This window comes from Rhodococcus koreensis (assembly GCF_017068375.1).
GTDB lineage: Bacteria > Actinomycetota > Actinomycetes > Mycobacteriales > Mycobacteriaceae > Rhodococcus_F > Rhodococcus_F koreensis.
The window spans coordinates 5,555,797-5,570,550 of record NZ_CP070609.1; the positions used below are offsets into that span (position 1 = coordinate 5,555,797).

The following is a 14,754-nucleotide window of genomic DNA, read 5'->3' on the forward strand; positions in this document are numbered from 1 at the left end:
GTCTACGACGTGGTGTCCCGCCCGAGCGGCAGCCCGTCCTCGAGGAATTCCAGTGCGCGCAGGGCGAGCGGCAGATTCCCCGGCAGCAGATCGACCACACCGAGGACGACGCCGACGATGGCCCCGGCGAGCGCGCGGACCTCGAAGTCGTCGGCGGTGCGCCCGACCCTGCGCGCCGTGACGCCCGCGATCATGTCGATGCTGCGCACCATCTCCTGCATGATGGCCCCGCGCAGTTCCGGGACCGAATACATCAGTTCCTGACGCGTCCGCTCGAACTCCATGTCCGCCTCGGACAGACCGGCGAACACGGACTCGGCGGCCTTCCGGAACGCGGTGATCAGCGGGACGTCCGGCGGTTGCGCCTCGATGGCCTCGATCATGGGCGGATCGAGATCGTCGGCGAGGACCAGTTGTTCCTTGGTAGGGAAGTAGCGGAAGAACGTGCTCGGCGACACGTCCGCGGCCTCCGCGATCTGCTCGATCGTGGTGTCGGCGTAGCCCTGTTCGTGGAACAGCCGAAACGCCTCGGCGCGGATGGTCAGCCGGGTGCGCGCCTTCTTCCGCTCCCGGAGGCCTGGTCGGGCATCAGTGGACATGTACCGATTCTGACTCATCCTGCGCAGGGGCCGGGGTATCGCGGGGCGTGAAACGCGCTGCGAGCACGACCGCGACGGCGCAGATTCCCGCGCAGATCCACAGCATGAGGCTCATCCCGGAGACGAACGACGCCTGGACGTGCGCGAGCATCGACGGGTCGCCGGTTGCCTTGGCCACCGCGACGCCGGCGTTGACGCCGTCGCGGACCGGATTCACGTCCAGTTCGCCCAGTTCGGACCGGTACCGAGTGGCGAGGACGGTGCCGAGCACCGCGACCCCGATCGTGCCGCCCGCCTGTCGCAGCGCCTGGATCAGTGCCGAGCCGGAACCGGACCGTTCGGCCGACAACGCCCCGAGGGCGGCACCCATCGCCGCCGGCATCACGAAACCCATTCCCGCGCCGACGAGTGCGATCCATGTCGCGGTGAACCAGTACGCGGAATCGGCGGACGTCAGGGCGCCGGTCGCGAGACCCGCGGTGAGCAGTGCGAACCCGATGACGATGACCGGCCGGGCGCCGGCCCGCCGAAGCAGTTGGTCGCAGAGCCGGGTGCCGACCAGCAGTCCGCCGATCAACGGCAGCAGGCGGAGGCCGCTGCCCAGCGCGTCCACTCCGAGCACGGCCTGAAAGTACTGCGGCACCGTGAAGAACAGCCCGAACATCCCGAAGTTGACGAGCGTCGTGAAGATCGTGCCCCAGCGGAATCCTGGGCTGGCGAACAACGACGTGTCGATCAGCGGATGCCGTGACCGCCGTTCCCACATCGCGAACAGCCCGAGCACGACCACGGACGCCGCGATCGACGTCAAGGCCAGTGTGTCGCCCCAGCCGTCCTGGCCGGCCTTGATGAAACCATAAGTGAGGCTGAGCAACCCGAGCGACGACAGCACGGCGCCGAGGTAGTCGGTGGTCGACCGCTCCTCGCTGCGCGATTCCGGCACCAGGGTTGCGACGGCGATCGCGCCGACGACGACCAGGGGCACGTTGATCAGGAACACGGATCCCCACCAGAAGTGCCCGAGCAGCCAGCCACCGAGGATCGGGCCGAGGGGCAGTCCGATCGCGGTGGACGTCACCCAGATGGTCAGTGCCCGCGAACGTTCGTCCGCGTCGGGGAACAGGACGGGCAGCACGGCCATCGACAGCGGCATCATCACGGCGGCTCCCAGTCCCAGTAAAGTGCGTCCGGCGATCAGCTGGCCCGACGTGTTCGCGTAGCTGCAGAGCAGCGACGCGGCACCGAACAAGAGGAGTGCGCCGAGCAGCAGTTTCTTGCGGCCGTACCGGTCGCCGAGTGCCCCGGCAGGCAGGAGAGCCGCGGCGAGGACCAGCGTGTATGCGGAACTGAACCACTGCAATTGCGAGTTGTCCGCTCCGAGATCGACCGCCAGCGTGGGCAGCGCCACCGTCAGGACCGTGATGTCGAGACCGATGGTCAGCATGGCCACGGACAGGGCTCCGAGCGCCCACCAGCGGCGGGAGGCGACTTCGATGACCGTCGTTTCACTCATGACAGCTCCACTCGAAAGGAAGTTACTATATTTTGATAGTAACTCTCACTTTGTGGCTGTCAAGGGGCGGCAGTGCTCAGCGTCGGCGTAACTGCAGCGTGAATCCCTCCGGCATGAGGGTGAGCCGCTCGGCGACCTTCAGGCGGTAGCCGGGGTCGCCCGCGATGTCGTACCGGCGCAGGATCGTGCCGAGAACCAGCACCGCCTCGTGGAGGGCGAACTGTCGTCCGATGCAGGCGCGCTCGCCGGTCCCGAACGGCTTGTACACGTGCGCGGGACGGGACCGGATGCGCTCGGGCAGGAAATGGTCGGGGTCGAACGCCTCCGGGTCGTCACCCCACACGGGGTCGCGGTGCAGCGCGGGGATGAGGACGAGGACCCAGTCGCCGACCTTCATCGGGTACTTGCCGACGAGGGTCGTGTCGACCGTCGCCTCCCGGCCGTACGCGGGCGCCGTCGGCCACAGCCGCAACGATTCGTCCAGCACCCGGCGCACGTAGCGGAGCTTGGCGACCTGCTCGAACGCGGGTTCCTCGGCGCCCCACACCGCATCGACCTCCGCCTGAGCCTTCGCGAGGACGTCGGGATGCCGCGACAGGTAGTACAGGGCGAAGGACAGTGCACCGGAGGTCGTTTCGTGTCCCGCGACCAGGAACGTCACCACCTGGTGGCGGATATTCAACTCGTCGATCCGGTGGGGGTCGTTCTCCCGGGCCGCCCGCAGCATGAGTTCGAGCAGGTCCTCGGGGCCGGCCTCGGCGCTGTCGCGGCGGGCGCGGATCACCTCGTCGACGACCTCGGCCATGTGTTCCAGGTTGGCGACGTTGCGGCGATCCGACCGCCGGACCAGCAGGCGTCCGAGCGCCGTCGACTTCACGAACGTGGTGCGCTGCGAATGGCTGAGCGCGCCGACCATTGCCTGCACGAATGGGTGCGGGCGCTCGCGTCGGAAGGAATCGAAGGAATAGCTGAACCCCGTCCGGCCGATGGTCTCGAGCGTCAGCTTCGTCATGTCGGACGACACGTCGACGGGGGAGTCGCCCACGCGCTCGTCCCAGTGCTCCGTCAGTTCGCCGGCAACGTCGAGCATCGTGCGGTGATACGAGCGCATCGCGGATTTCGTGAACGCCGGTGCGAGCAGGTTGTGTGCCTTGCCCCAGTTCGGCTCGTGGTTGTACGCGGTGAACAACCCGTCGCCGCCGACCTCACGCAGCGACGCGACGCCGGGCGCCAGGTGCTTCGCGAACCGGGATTCGTCGGAGAGTTCCGCGACCATGTCGGCGCCGGAGGCGAACACGAACCGGTTGCCGAGAATGTCGCGTTCGAAGATGGGCCCGAGTTTTCTGCCGATCTCCATCGAATTCTGCACGGGAGTGCGGATGCTGATCCCGAACACGTCGCCGAAGACGGGAAGCCGCCATCGGGGATGCGGAATCGTCGCCTCCGCTGTGCTGTGCAGTGATCCGACGCTCATTGTCGACCCCCGTGTCGATGTGGCCCGCGTTACTGAATTGATGTCTAGTACGCAAGGTACGCCTTACTGAACCGGTGTCAAGCAGTACGGTGGCTGGCATGACCAGCGCCCGCCGTCGACTCGCCCCGGAGCAGCGGCGCGCGCAGTTGCTCGACATCGGCGCGCGGTTGTTCGCGGACCGCCCCTACGAGGATGTCTGGATCGAGGAGGTCGCGGAACTCGCCGAGGTGTCGCGCGGATTGATGTACCACTACTTCCCGACGAAGCGGGATTTCTTCGCCGCGATCGTCGAACGCGAATCCGAACGACTCCTCGACGTGACGGCCCCCGACTCCACACTCCCCGTCGAGGAACAGGTCGCGGCCGGACTCGACGCGTACTTCGAGCACGTCGCGAGCCACCGGCACGGAGTCCGGGCCATCAACCGCGGCGCGCTGTCGGCCGACGCCGACATCCGGGCCATCGTCGACCGGGAACTCGACGCGCAGCAGCGCCGCATCGTCGACGCGCTCGATCCGCCCGCCGGCGAGCGCGAACTCGTCGGCGTCGCCGTGCGCGGCTGGATCGCCTTCGTCCGCGCCGTCTGCATGGACTGGCTCGACCACCCCTCGATCGCCGAGAGCGAGCTACGGGAACTCTGTCTCCGCTCGCTGCGGGGCATGCTGGGTGGACGGCTCGACTGAGCCGCTCGTCTCGACGACGTCTACATGTCGATCACGGGCAGCCAAACACTGGCACTTAAATAAATCAGTTGATATATTTAAGCCGAAATCCGTTCCGTGATCAAGGAGATCCCGCATGAGTGCACCCACCGTTACGTCGCAGGGCCGAACGAGTCCGGTGAAGACCGAGACGGAACTGCGTCGTGAACTCGCGGCGGTGTACCGGCTGCTCGCGCATTTCAAGATGACCGACCTGATCTTCACGCACGTCTCGGTCCGGCTTCCCGGGCCCGAACATCACTTCCTCATCAACCCGTACGGCCTGCTCTTCGAGGAGATCACCGCCTCCAACCTGGTGAAGATCGGACTCGACGGCGAACTCGTCGAACCGTCCGAATATCACGTCAACCCTGCGGGATTCGTGATCCACGGCGCGATCCACGAGGCCCGGACGGACGCGCAGTGCGTGCTGCACACCCACACGAAGGCCGGGTGCGCGGTGGCCGCGCAGGAGCAGGGCCTGCTGCCGCTGAACCAGATCTCGATGGAGTTCTACAACCGGGTCGGCTACCACGACTACGAGGGCATCGCCCTCAACACGGCCGAGCGGGTGCGGTTGGTCGAGGATCTGCGCGATCACCCCGCGATGATCCTGCGCAATCACGGACTGCTCACCGTCGGCGAGTCCGCCGCCGAGGCGTTTCTGCGAATGTTCTACCTGGAGAAGGCGTGTGACATCCAGATCGCCGCCCAGGCATCGGGCGACCTGCGCGTTCCATCGCCCGAGATCGCCGAGCATACGGCGCGGCAGTTCGCCGGCGAGGCCACCGACGACTTCGCCGACGACCAGGCCTACGAGATGGCGTGGGCGGCGCTGCTGCGGATGCTGGACCGGACCGCCCCCGAGTACAAGGACTGAACAGCGCCACAAGGACTGACAGGGGCAATCACATCCCCGGTGGGGCAACGACTCCCACCGGGGATGCGCCCGTCAGGACCGCGGCGACGTTGCGCGCCGACTGCTCCGCCAGCGTGCGCGCGACCTGCGGCGAGTACCACGCGGCGTGCGGGGTGATCACGAGATTCGGGATGTGCAAGATCGGATCATCCTGTGCGGGAGGTTCGTTCGGAAGAACGTCGACGGCAGCACCGGCCAGGTGCCCGCTGCGCAGTGCTGCTCCGAGCGCGTCGTGGTCGACGAGTCCGCCGCGGGAGACGTTCACCAGATACCCGCCGCGCCGCATCGTCGCCAGCGCGCGCTCGTCGATCAGGCCCTGCGTCTCGGGAGTCAGGGGAACGTGCAGACTCAATACGTCGGAGCGGCGCAGCAGTTCCTCGAACCCGACCACCTCGATGCCGTCGGCCGCCAGTTCCGCGGTGCGGTCGCTCAGCCCGCGACCGCTGACGAGCACGGTCATCCCCACCGTCCGGGCCCGCACCGCGAGCGCGCCGGCGATCCGGCCGAAGCCGTAGAGGCCCAGCACGGTTCCCGCGATGCGCCGCGGCGGTGCGGCCGTGACGTCCCACCCGCCGGCGCGCACGGAACCGTCGAGGGTGTGGGTGGATCGGATCAGCCCGAGGGCGAGCGCGAACGCGTGGTCCGCGACCTCCTCGGTGCAGTAGTCCACTGCCCGCGTGACCCACAGGCCGCGTTCGTGCGCCGCCGACACCGGCAGGTGGTCGTACCCGGCGGAGGTGGCCGACAGTAGTCGCAGGTCCGGGAGTGCCGACAGGTGACGCGGCTCGAGTCCGGTGTTTTCCGGACCCACCAGCAGGGCGACGACACCCGGTCCGGACGGGAACTCGGACTGATGAATCACCTCCGCGGAAATACCCGCGGCGGCAAGAGAATCGGACAGCACTTCGGCCGGGATGAAGCCGTCGAGGACGACGACACGGTCGGTCATGTGCCCACCGCTCCCGCTTCTTCGGTGGTCCGCCGCACGGCGGCGTCGACGCAGCGGGCGGCCGCGTCCCCGGTGCTGATCGCTTCCATGACAACGGGATCCAGAATGGCCTGCAGTGCAAGCCCGTCGGTCAGCGCCACCAGCGCGACGGTGACGGCGTCCGCGTCGAGGTCGGCGGAGACGATGCCCTCCCGCTGGGCGGCGACGACCGCCTCGCGCACGACGCCGCGCCAGCGGGCGAGGAAGCCCGCGATCTCACCGCGGGCCGTGTCCTCGGCCGCCCCCTCCGCATAGAAGAACAGGAAGACGCGGGTCATCGCGAGTCGGCGTTCGTCGAGCGGCAGGATGCTGGCGGTGATGTTCCGCAGCTTCTCGATCGGACCGGCGCCCTCCTCCTCGAGGATCGTCCGGTACAGGTCACCCTGGATGTCGCCGGCCCGGCGAAGCGCCCCGAGGAGCAGTTCGTGCCGGGACCCGAAGTAGTGGTTCAACACTCCGGTCGACCATCCGCTCTCCTCCGCCACCGCCCGCGTGGTGACGGCGGAGATTCCCTCCCTGGCGATCAACGCGAGAACGGCGTCGGCGAGCGTTTGTCTCCGCTCGTCGTGGTCGACGATCTTCGGCACGATCATTCCTCCCGCTCGTGCGCACTCACCCTCGTGCGCCGGTGTCCCTCAGGCTATCGGTGTCGATGTGCTCGCGACGCTCGGTGTCGATGTGCTCGCACCGCTCGGTGTCGATGTGCTCGCACCGCTCGGTGCCGGGACCGGAACCGGCTCTTCCTCGTCCTTTCCCGACACTCGCGCGTTCCACACGGACATCACGTTCGCCGGGGTGGGTTCGGTGAACAGGCTGGTCGCGACGAATACCACCAGGGCGCTGACGAGTCCGACGTACACCGGTTCGTTCGCCATGACGTCGCCGACGACGAACATCGTGGCGATGGTCGCGAGGGTGCCCACCGCCATGGCCGCCATCGCGGCCGTTCCCGTGGCGCGCTTCCAGACCAGTCCGCCGAGGATGGGGACGAGGAGTCCGCCGACCAGGATGTCGTAGGCGATCGTCAGCGCGGAGACGATGTCGTTGATGAGCGCGGCGATCACGATGCTGACGAGGCCGATCACGATCACGTAGAGACGGTTGCCGCGCACGTCGGCTTCCGGGTCGGACGTGTCCAGTTCGGGCCGGGTACGGCCGAAGATCTGGGCGACCAGCGGAAGGACGTCCTGCCGGGCGACCGTGGCGGTCGCGATCAGCGCGCCGGACGCGGTCGACATCATCGCGGCCACCGCGGCGGCGAGGACGATGCCGCTGAGGCCGACTGGCAGGACGTGGACTGCGACGTCGGCGTACACGTCGTCGGACGAACCGATGTCGGGCATGAGGGCGGATGCGGCCAGACCGATCAGCGCGCCCGCGACGCCGTACAGCAGGCAGTAGATGCCGGCGGTGACGCCGCCCCACCGTGCGACCTCGGGCGACTTCGCGGTGAACACGCGCTGCCAGATGTCCTGACCGATGAGGATGCCGAGGGTGTAGACGACGAAGAACGTGATGATGGTGCCGGTGCCGATGGTGCCGAGCCCGAGTGCCTGTTCGCCCACGCGCTCCTTGATGCCGGCGTACCCGCCCGCCTTGCTCCACGTGAACGGCAGCAGCAGGACGAAGACGCCGATGGTCTTGATGACGAACTGGACGACGTCGGTGAGCGTGATCGACCACATGCCCCCCATCGCGGAGTAGGCCACGACGATGAGGCCGCCGAGGACCACCGACAGCGTCCGGTCGAAGCCGAACAGCACGTTGAAGATGGTGGCGTAGGCAATCGTGGACGTGACGGTCAGCATGAGCGTGTACGCCATCATCACGAGACCGGACGCGCCGGTGGCGTCGATGCCGTACCGGAGTTTCAGCATCCCGGAGACGGTGTAGACCTTCAGGCGCTGGATTCGCGCCGCGAAGAGCAGGCTGAGCAGCAGCACGCCGGCGGCGATCGACACGACCAGCCACATTCCGGAGATGCCGTACTTGTAGCCGAGGCCGACGCCGCCGACGGTGGAGGCGCCGCCGATGACGACCGCCGCCATCGTGCTGGTGTAGAGGAATCCGCCGAGGCGGCGGCCTGCGACGAGGTATTCGCTGGAGTTGCTCGCCCGGCGTTTGCCCCACCAGCCGAACGCGAGCATCGCGCCCAGGTAGATCAGGATGATGGTGATGTCCATGGTGCGTCCTTCACGTGTCCTAGCGGATCGGTGATGACGGGCGCGGGTCCCGTCGGTGCCGGTCTCGTCAGACCGTTGCCCTAGACGGTAGGAGAACATTGACGTGAAATAAATCACTTGATACAAATAATTACTTCAGAAAATCGTGAAGTAATGGTGCGAGCCAGCTCACACCCTGTTTTCGACCCTCCCGGAGGAGCACGATGCGCAGCTCGCTGCCCGATCTGAAGCTCCTCCAGATCTTCGCGGCCGTCGTCCGGCACCAGGGGTTCGCACCCGCGCAGCAAGAACTCGGTCTGTCCGCGTCGGCGATCAGCACGTACATGAGTCAGCTCGAACGCCACCTCGGCATCGTGCTGTGCCACCGCGGCCGCGGCGGATTCGGTCTGACCAGCAAGGGCGAGCTCTACCACAAGGAATGCCTCCGCATCCTCGGGGAGCTCGAAGGCTTCGAACGCTACGGCGCCGCGCTGCAGGGAGAACTCCGGGGCACCCTCACCATCGGGGTTCTCGATTCCACCGTCACCGACGCCACCCTGCCGCTCGCCGACGTGATCGGCGTGTTCAGCAAGGACCATCCCGCCGTCTACCTCGACCTGAAGATCCAGACCCCGCACGAGCTGCAGGTCGGGGTGCTCGACGACCGGATCGACGTCGCGGTCGGCGCGTTCGCCTCACCGATGAACGGCCTCGTCTCCCAGGCGCTGCACCGGGAACAGCACTGGCTGTACTGCAGCGACAAGCATCCGCTGTTCGGCAGGAAGCGGGTGCCGCCCGAGGTCATCACGCAACAGAGGATGGTGACCCGGGGCTACTGGTCCGAGCAGGAACTCGCCCGCCAGGGATTCCCGCAACCCTCGGCGACGGTGGAGAACATGGAGGCGCAACTCATCCTCGTGCTGTCCGGCGCCTACATCGGCTACCTGCCCGAGCACTACGCGGAGTACTGGGTGGACCGGAACCGGCTGCGCCCGATCCTGCCGGCGTCGTTCGGTTATCAGGCGCCGTTCTCGCTGATCTACCGGCGCGGGCGGGCCCGCGAACCGATGGTCCTCACGTTCCGCGAGTTCGTCCGGACCAGCATGGACAGCTGACCGTTGCTCACTCGGTGGGGGAGCCCAGTTCCGCCGACAGCGCACGGCAATGTTCGACCAGGACGAGACCGTGCTGCGCGCACAGCGCGTCGTCGAGGCGGAACGACGGCCCGATGACGCTGAGCGCACCCACGATCCGCCCGACCGCGTCGTAGATCGGGGCCGCCACACCCGTCGACTGGTCCTCGATGGTGTCGTGGGCGATCGCGTATCCCTCGCCCTGCAGGTCGCCCCGCAGCGCGGCGCCGACGGCCGTGCCCACGAGCGGCACCGTCTGCCCCACCCAACCCATGTGCCGGATCGCGTGGGTGCCCTCGATCTGCGCGAGATACAGGGCGGTGCCCTTCGGGCCGTGGGTCGACAGGTACGTGGATTCGCGGGTTCCCTCCGCGATCGCGACCATCGCGGGCCGGGCCCGGGACAGCAGCTGGTTGTCGCTGATCGCCCGGGCGCCGATCTGGAGAAGTCGCGGCCCGGCCCGGTACACGTTGTCGTCGCCGCGGACCAGGAACTCGCTCTGCTCCATGCTGCGGATCAGGCGCAGCGCGGTACTCGTGGCGAGGCCGGCGGCCTTCGCGGCGTCGCCGAGCGTCAGGCCGCCCTGCTCGGTGATCGCGCCGAGCAGCTCGAAGGTGCGGCTCGCGCTGCGGGTCACATCTCCGGGGGCCATGGGTTCTCTCCTGACGGTCGCGGGTGTCGGCGTGAATCTACCGTGAGGAGATCTCGGACAGCAGGGGCTGCCGGTGTTCGTCGAGCAGCGGGCTGCGGCGGACCCCGGGGCGTGCGCTGTCGCCGAACACGACCGGCTGCCGGACGTAGTCGATGGTTCCCGCGACCGGATGCTCGAACGATTCGACGAGTCCCCGGTGCCTGCTCTGCTCGGACGACAACGCCTGTTCGACGTTCCAGATCTCGGAGCTCGCCAGTCCGGCCGCGCCGAGGATCGCGACCACCTCGGCGACCGTCTTGTCCTTCGCCCAGATCTCGATCTCGGTGCGCAGGGCGGGTTCGTGATCGGTGCGGGAGGTGTCGTCGGCGAACCGGTTGTCGCCGAGAAGGTCTGCGCGATCCATGGTGTGCGCGAGCTTCTCGAACCCGGACTGGCTGGCGACGGCGAGGACGAACAGGCCGTCCGACGCCCGGTACGTGTCGAACGGGGTGGACACGGGATGGCGATTTCCCACGCCTGCCGGCGCGACCCCGGATGCCTGCAACTGGCTGTGCGCGGTGGGGAGCATGGCCAGCATGCTGTCGAACATGGCGACGTCGAGGTGTTGCCCCACACCCGATTCCCGGGTGCCGACCAGGGCGGAGCTGATGCCCCACGCCGCGAACAGACCCGCGACGAGGTCGCCGAACGACTCGCCGAGCCGGGTCGGCCCGGATTCGGGGGAACCGGTGATGCTCATGATCCCCGACATCGCCTGCACGACGAGGTCGTACGCGGCCGCACCCGCGAGCGGCCCGTCCTGCCCGAAACCGGAGATGGACGCGTACACGAGCCGGGGGTTGCGGGCGTGGACGGTGTCGTAGTCGATGCCGAGCCTTGTGGTCACGCCGGGCCGGAAGTTCTCGACGAGGACGTCCGCCGTGTCGAGGAGATCGAGCAGGACGGTGCGATCCGCTTCGTCCTTGAGATTGAGTGCCAGTGAGCGCTTTCCGCGGTTCAGCACGTTGAAATAGATGCTCTCGCCGTCGCGGAACGGGCCCAGGTGCCGCGAGTCCTCGCCGGCGGCGGGCTCGATCTTGACGACGTCGGCGCCGGCGTCCGCGAGCAGCGCCGTGCAGTACGGCCCGGCCAGAACACGGGAGAGATCGACGACGCGGATGCCGTCGAGGGGAGGCAGGGTAGGCATGACGGCCCTTCTCAGAATTCGGTCGAGCGCGGCGACGGCGCGTTGGCGGCGATGGTGAGCAGCTGGATCTGCGAGGTGCCCTCGAAGATCCGGAGGATCCGGCAGTCGCGGTAGAGGCGTTCGATCTCGGATTCGCGCATGAACCCGGCGCCGCCGTGAATCTGCACGGTCTGGTCGACGATCGAGAAGCAGGCCTCCGTCGCCACGTACTTCGACACCGACGCGGCGCGGCGCAGGTCGGCTCCGGCGTCCTTCACGTCCGCTGCCCAGTCCGCGGTGACCCGGGATGCGACGAGTTGTGCGTCGCATGCACCCAGCAGCAACTGGATCGCCTGGAATTCGGCGATGGGGTGTCCGAACTGTTTGCGCTCGGCCGCGTAGGACCGGCCCAGTTCCCAAGCACGCAGCGCGATTCCGTTCGCCATCGCGGCCACGTCGATGCGGGCGCGGTTGAGGGCGGTGAGTGCGATGTTGCCGCCGCGCCCCTCCGTTCCCACCACCGCGTCGTGGGGCAGCACCACGTCGTCGAGGTACACGGTGTAGGTGGGCGCCGATCGGATGCCCAGCTTGTCCTGCGGCTCCGAGTAACTCACGCCGGGAGTGCCCTGGGGCAGGACGAACGCGGTGATGCCGCGGAAGCCGGCGGACGGATCGGTCTTGGCGAAGAGGACGACCAGGTCGGCCTCCTTGGCGTTGGAGATGTACGTCTTCGACCCCGACAGGTGCCACCCGTCGTCCTCGCGCCGCGCCGTCGTGCGCATCGACGCTATGTCGGAGCCGGCGTCCGGTTCGGTGAGGGCGAACCCGGCGAGCAGTTCGCCGGACGCGAGGCGGGGCAGCCACCGGCGCTTCTGCTCCTCGGTGCCGCCGACGAGGATCGGCTCGAGCCCCAGGTAGTGCGCGGTGTAGATCGAGGCGAGGGCGGCATCGGTGCGGGCCACCTCCTCGATGGCGATCAGCTGCGTCTTGGTGGACATGCCCAGTCCGCCGAATTCCTCGGGCACCGAGATCCCCATGAGGTCCTGTTCGCCCAGTCGCTTCACCAGTTCCGCCGGGAACTCCCGCGTCTCGTCCCGGAAGGCCGCGCCGGGGTGGATCTCACGGTTGGCGAAGGCGCGCACTGCGCCGCGGAACTCGGCGGCATCGAGCAGCTGATCGGTCACGGGAACTCCTGTCGGAAGATCGAAATTGCCATCTAGTGAAATAGCAATGCCACTTGGTGGCATACCGACTATGAAGGAGTACGCCGAATTTGTCCAGGGGATGCCGATGCGATCGGCGACCGCGAATGCTGCCGGCTGTCCTTCTTCGGGTTCATCTCGATGAAGTAGTATCGCGGGTGATATCACCTTGGCCTGTCGAAGCAGGCGAAGCTGGTCGCGAGGATGAGGGCGAGTCCTATCGGGTCGGCCAAGTCGTCATCGCCTACGGCAGGCTTACGAAGGAGGCTGACAATGGCTGACGCAACGCACTACACCTATCGGGTGACCTGGTCGGAAGACGACGGCGAGTTCGTCGGGGCCGTCGCCGAATTCCCATCGTTGTCATGGCTGGCGGAAACGCAGGCCGAGGCACTCGACGGTGTCATCGGTGTCGTCCGCGACGTCCTCGAGGACATGGCGGTGACCGGCGAGCAACCACCAGTGCCGATCGCTGATCGTCCCTACAGCGGCAAGTTCATGGTGCGAACCTCGCCGCAGGTACACCGGAGCCTGGCGATCGAGGCGGAAGAGCAGGGCGTGTCGCTCAACATGCTGATCAACCAGAAGATCACAGCTCCTGCTGTGCCCCAGTCGACAGCCGTCGGCGCCGCCTGAAGAGAGGTCGCCGTGGCAAAGTCATAGAACTTCAACAGTTCTGCACTGCAGGAATTTTCACTCAAGCCGTGGATTCGGTGGGGGCATCTGGGCGCGGACCCGGACGCGACACGGGAGCAGCCGGCGGCCCAGTTCGACGAGAAGGCGGTCCGGGGTTCCTGACCGACAGGATCTCCCCCAACGCCGACGGGAGTTACACCGGGGCCGTCTACGTGGGCGGCAGCCAGGTGGGAAGTTTCGGCCTCTCGAGATAGCTGTCCCGGGGCCTGCTACGACAACGAGGCCGCACCGCGCGGGTGCGACCTCGTCGTCACAGTGTCATCGGGGCGTCGGTCAGACGGCCCGCACGTTCTGGGCCTGCGGGCCCTTCTGGCCCTGTCCGACCTCGAACTCCACCCGCTGGTTCTCCTCCAGCGACTTGTAGCCGCTGCCCGAGATCTCGGAGTAGTGAACGAACACGTCCGCGCTACCGTCGTCCGGCGCGATGAATCCGAAGCCCTTCTCGCTGTTGAACCACTTCACAACACCCTGCGCCATACCGTTCACTCCCTGAGTTGCCGCCCGGGATCTCACATCGAGATCCCGTTCGCGTAAATCTCATCCTGTCATCTAGCCGCGCGTGCTTCCAGTGGTAGGCCCACGAATCCTCCGGATCCTGGGCTCCGGGGAGGTCATGGGCGAGAAATTTCCCCCACCGAACCGATGATTCTGCCCGTCGGGGGCGGTCCTACCTGCGACCGATGATCACCTGCAACGAGGAGAACTCGATGAATTCCGCATCGACCGCCACCACCCACGCCCGGACCCTCGACGTTCCCGGTGCCAGGCTGTACTACGAGGTACGGGGCTCGGGTCCCGTCGTGGTGCTCGTCGGCGCCCCGATGGACGCCGACTCCTTCGCGCCCGCGGCCGATCTGCTGGCCGCCGGATACACCGTGCTCACGACGGACCCGCGGGGCATCCGCCGCAGCCCGGTCGACGACCGCGACCGCGATTCCACCCCGGAGATGCGCGCCGACGACCTGGCCCGGTTGCTGATGCACCTCGACGCAGGCCCCGCCGTGGTGTTCGGTTCCAGCGGCGGCGCCGTCAGCGCGCTCGCGCTCGTGCAGGCGCATCCCGAGCTGGTGCACACCGTGGTGGCTCACGAGCCGCCGCTGGACGAACTGCTCGACGACCGCGAGCAACTGCGCGTGAAGACCGACGAGATCATCGACGCCCACCTCGGCGGGGACGTCGCAGGGGCGTGGAGGAAGTTCCTGGACCTGGCGAACATCCACCTGCCCGAGGAGGTGTTCCAGCAGATGGTCGGGGGCGAGCGGGACGAGCAGACCGAGGCCGACGAGTACTTCCAGCACGCGCACATGCTGCGCCCGACCACCCGCTGGTGCCCGGACGTCGCCGCGCTGCGCTCGGCGTCCGCCCGCGTCGTGGTCGGGATCGGCGAGGAGTCGGGAGGTCAACTCTGCGACCGGACGTCGCGGGCGCTCGCCGCCGAACTGGGCGTCGAGCCCACACTGTTCCCGGGTGATCACATCGGCTTCGCCCACGACCCGGCCGCGTTCGTCACCCGCCTGCGCTCAGTGCTGCGGGAGGGCTGAGCGCAGGCT

General features: G+C 67.6%; 14 protein-coding genes and 1 pseudogene. 5 read left to right on the forward strand and 10 right to left on the reverse strand.

The window, feature by feature from the left end:
- Positions 1 to 2: 2 nt before the first annotated feature.
- The 3 genes from JWS14_RS25520 to JWS14_RS25530 form a co-directional block, all read right to left on the reverse strand.
- The gene (locus tag JWS14_RS25520) at positions 3 to 599 is read right to left on the reverse strand and encodes an acyl-CoA-like ligand-binding transcription factor (protein ID WP_072938902.1); all 597 of its coding nucleotides are present in this window, start codon (positions 597 to 599) and stop codon (positions 3 to 5) included.
- Positions 589 to 2,112 carry an MFS transporter gene (locus tag JWS14_RS25525; protein WP_206014698.1) on the reverse strand — a complete coding sequence of 508 codons (1,524 nt, stop codon included), beginning with the start codon at positions 2,110 to 2,112 and terminating at the stop codon, positions 589 to 591. Before JWS14_RS25525 ends, JWS14_RS25520 begins: the two co-directional genes overlap by 11 nt.
- A 76-nt stretch (positions 2,113 to 2,188) precedes the next feature.
- Positions 2,189 to 3,586: a cytochrome P450 gene (locus tag JWS14_RS25530; RefSeq protein ID WP_206014699.1), complete on the reverse strand. Its 1,398-nt coding sequence runs from the start codon at positions 3,584 to 3,586 to the stop codon at positions 2,189 to 2,191.
- A 98-nt stretch (positions 3,587 to 3,684) separates the two neighbouring features.
- On the opposite strand from JWS14_RS25530, the gene JWS14_RS25535 reads away from it, so the two are divergent.
- Positions 3,685 to 4,269, forward strand: coding sequence for a TetR/AcrR family transcriptional regulator (locus tag JWS14_RS25535; RefSeq protein WP_206014700.1), 585 nt, complete (start codon positions 3,685 to 3,687; stop codon positions 4,267 to 4,269).
- A 115-nt stretch (positions 4,270 to 4,384) separates the two neighbouring features.
- Positions 4,385 to 5,167: a class II aldolase/adducin family protein gene (locus tag JWS14_RS25540; RefSeq protein ID WP_206014701.1), complete on the forward strand. Its 783-nt coding sequence runs from the start codon at positions 4,385 to 4,387 to the stop codon at positions 5,165 to 5,167.
- A 28-nt stretch (positions 5,168 to 5,195) separates the two neighbouring features.
- Here JWS14_RS25540 and JWS14_RS25545 read toward each other — a convergent pair whose 3' ends face one another.
- The 3 genes and pseudogenes from JWS14_RS25545 to JWS14_RS25555 form a co-directional block, all read right to left on the reverse strand.
- Positions 5,196 to 6,155: a C-terminal binding protein gene (locus JWS14_RS25545; protein WP_206014702.1), complete on the reverse strand. Its 960-nt coding sequence runs from the start codon at positions 6,153 to 6,155 to the stop codon at positions 5,196 to 5,198.
- The gene (locus JWS14_RS25550) at positions 6,152 to 6,787 is read right to left on the reverse strand and encodes a TetR/AcrR family transcriptional regulator (RefSeq protein ID WP_206014703.1); all 636 of its coding nucleotides are present in this window, start codon (positions 6,785 to 6,787) and stop codon (positions 6,152 to 6,154) included. The genes JWS14_RS25545 and JWS14_RS25550 overlap by 4 nt, the downstream gene beginning before the upstream one ends.
- 123 nt (positions 6,788 to 6,910) lie before the next feature.
- A pseudogene (locus JWS14_RS25555) lies at positions 6,911 to 8,377 on the reverse strand (sodium:solute symporter family protein); the annotation flags it as partial.
- A gap of 203 nt (positions 8,378 to 8,580) precedes the next feature.
- On the opposite strand from JWS14_RS25555, the gene JWS14_RS25560 reads away from it, so the two are divergent.
- Positions 8,581 to 9,471, forward strand: coding sequence for a LysR family transcriptional regulator (locus tag JWS14_RS25560; RefSeq protein WP_072938885.1), 891 nt, complete (start codon positions 8,581 to 8,583; stop codon positions 9,469 to 9,471).
- A gap of 7 nt (positions 9,472 to 9,478) precedes the next feature.
- On the opposite strand, the gene JWS14_RS25565 is transcribed toward JWS14_RS25560, so the two are convergent.
- Genes JWS14_RS25565 through JWS14_RS25575 form a run of 3 tightly spaced genes read right to left on the reverse strand, consistent with a single transcriptional unit; the run spans position 9,479 to position 12,490 of the window.
- The gene (locus JWS14_RS25565; protein WP_206014704.1) at positions 9,479 to 10,141 is read right to left on the reverse strand and encodes an IclR family transcriptional regulator; all 663 of its coding nucleotides are present in this window, start codon (positions 10,139 to 10,141) and stop codon (positions 9,479 to 9,481) included.
- 37 nt (positions 10,142 to 10,178) lie between these two features.
- Positions 10,179 to 11,327 carry a CaiB/BaiF CoA transferase family protein gene (locus JWS14_RS25570; protein ID WP_206014705.1) on the reverse strand — a complete coding sequence of 383 codons (1,149 nt, stop codon included), beginning with the start codon at positions 11,325 to 11,327 and terminating at the stop codon, positions 10,179 to 10,181.
- 11 nt (positions 11,328 to 11,338) lie between these two features.
- Positions 11,339 to 12,490, reverse strand: a complete 1,152-nt coding sequence (locus JWS14_RS25575) for an acyl-CoA dehydrogenase family protein (protein ID WP_206014706.1) — start codon at positions 12,488 to 12,490, stop codon at positions 11,339 to 11,341.
- A gap of 291 nt (positions 12,491 to 12,781) precedes the next feature.
- Between JWS14_RS25575 and JWS14_RS25580 the strand changes: the two genes are divergently transcribed.
- Positions 12,782 to 13,144, forward strand: a complete 363-nt coding sequence (locus JWS14_RS25580; RefSeq protein WP_095863199.1) for a type II toxin-antitoxin system HicB family antitoxin — start codon at positions 12,782 to 12,784, stop codon at positions 13,142 to 13,144.
- A gap of 333 nt (positions 13,145 to 13,477) precedes the next feature.
- Here the strand turns inward: JWS14_RS25580 and cspE are convergent, their stop codons facing one another.
- Entirely contained in the window at positions 13,478 to 13,681 is a 204-nt protein-coding gene (gene cspE / locus JWS14_RS25585; RefSeq protein WP_005244612.1) for a transcription antiterminator/RNA stability regulator CspE, read from the reverse strand.
- 230 nt (positions 13,682 to 13,911) lie between these two features.
- Here cspE and JWS14_RS25590 point away from each other — a divergent pair, with 230 nt between their 5' ends.
- Positions 13,912 to 14,745: an alpha/beta fold hydrolase gene (locus tag JWS14_RS25590; RefSeq protein ID WP_206014707.1), complete on the forward strand. Its 834-nt coding sequence runs from the start codon at positions 13,912 to 13,914 to the stop codon at positions 14,743 to 14,745.
- Positions 14,746 to 14,754 lie beyond the last annotated feature (9 nt).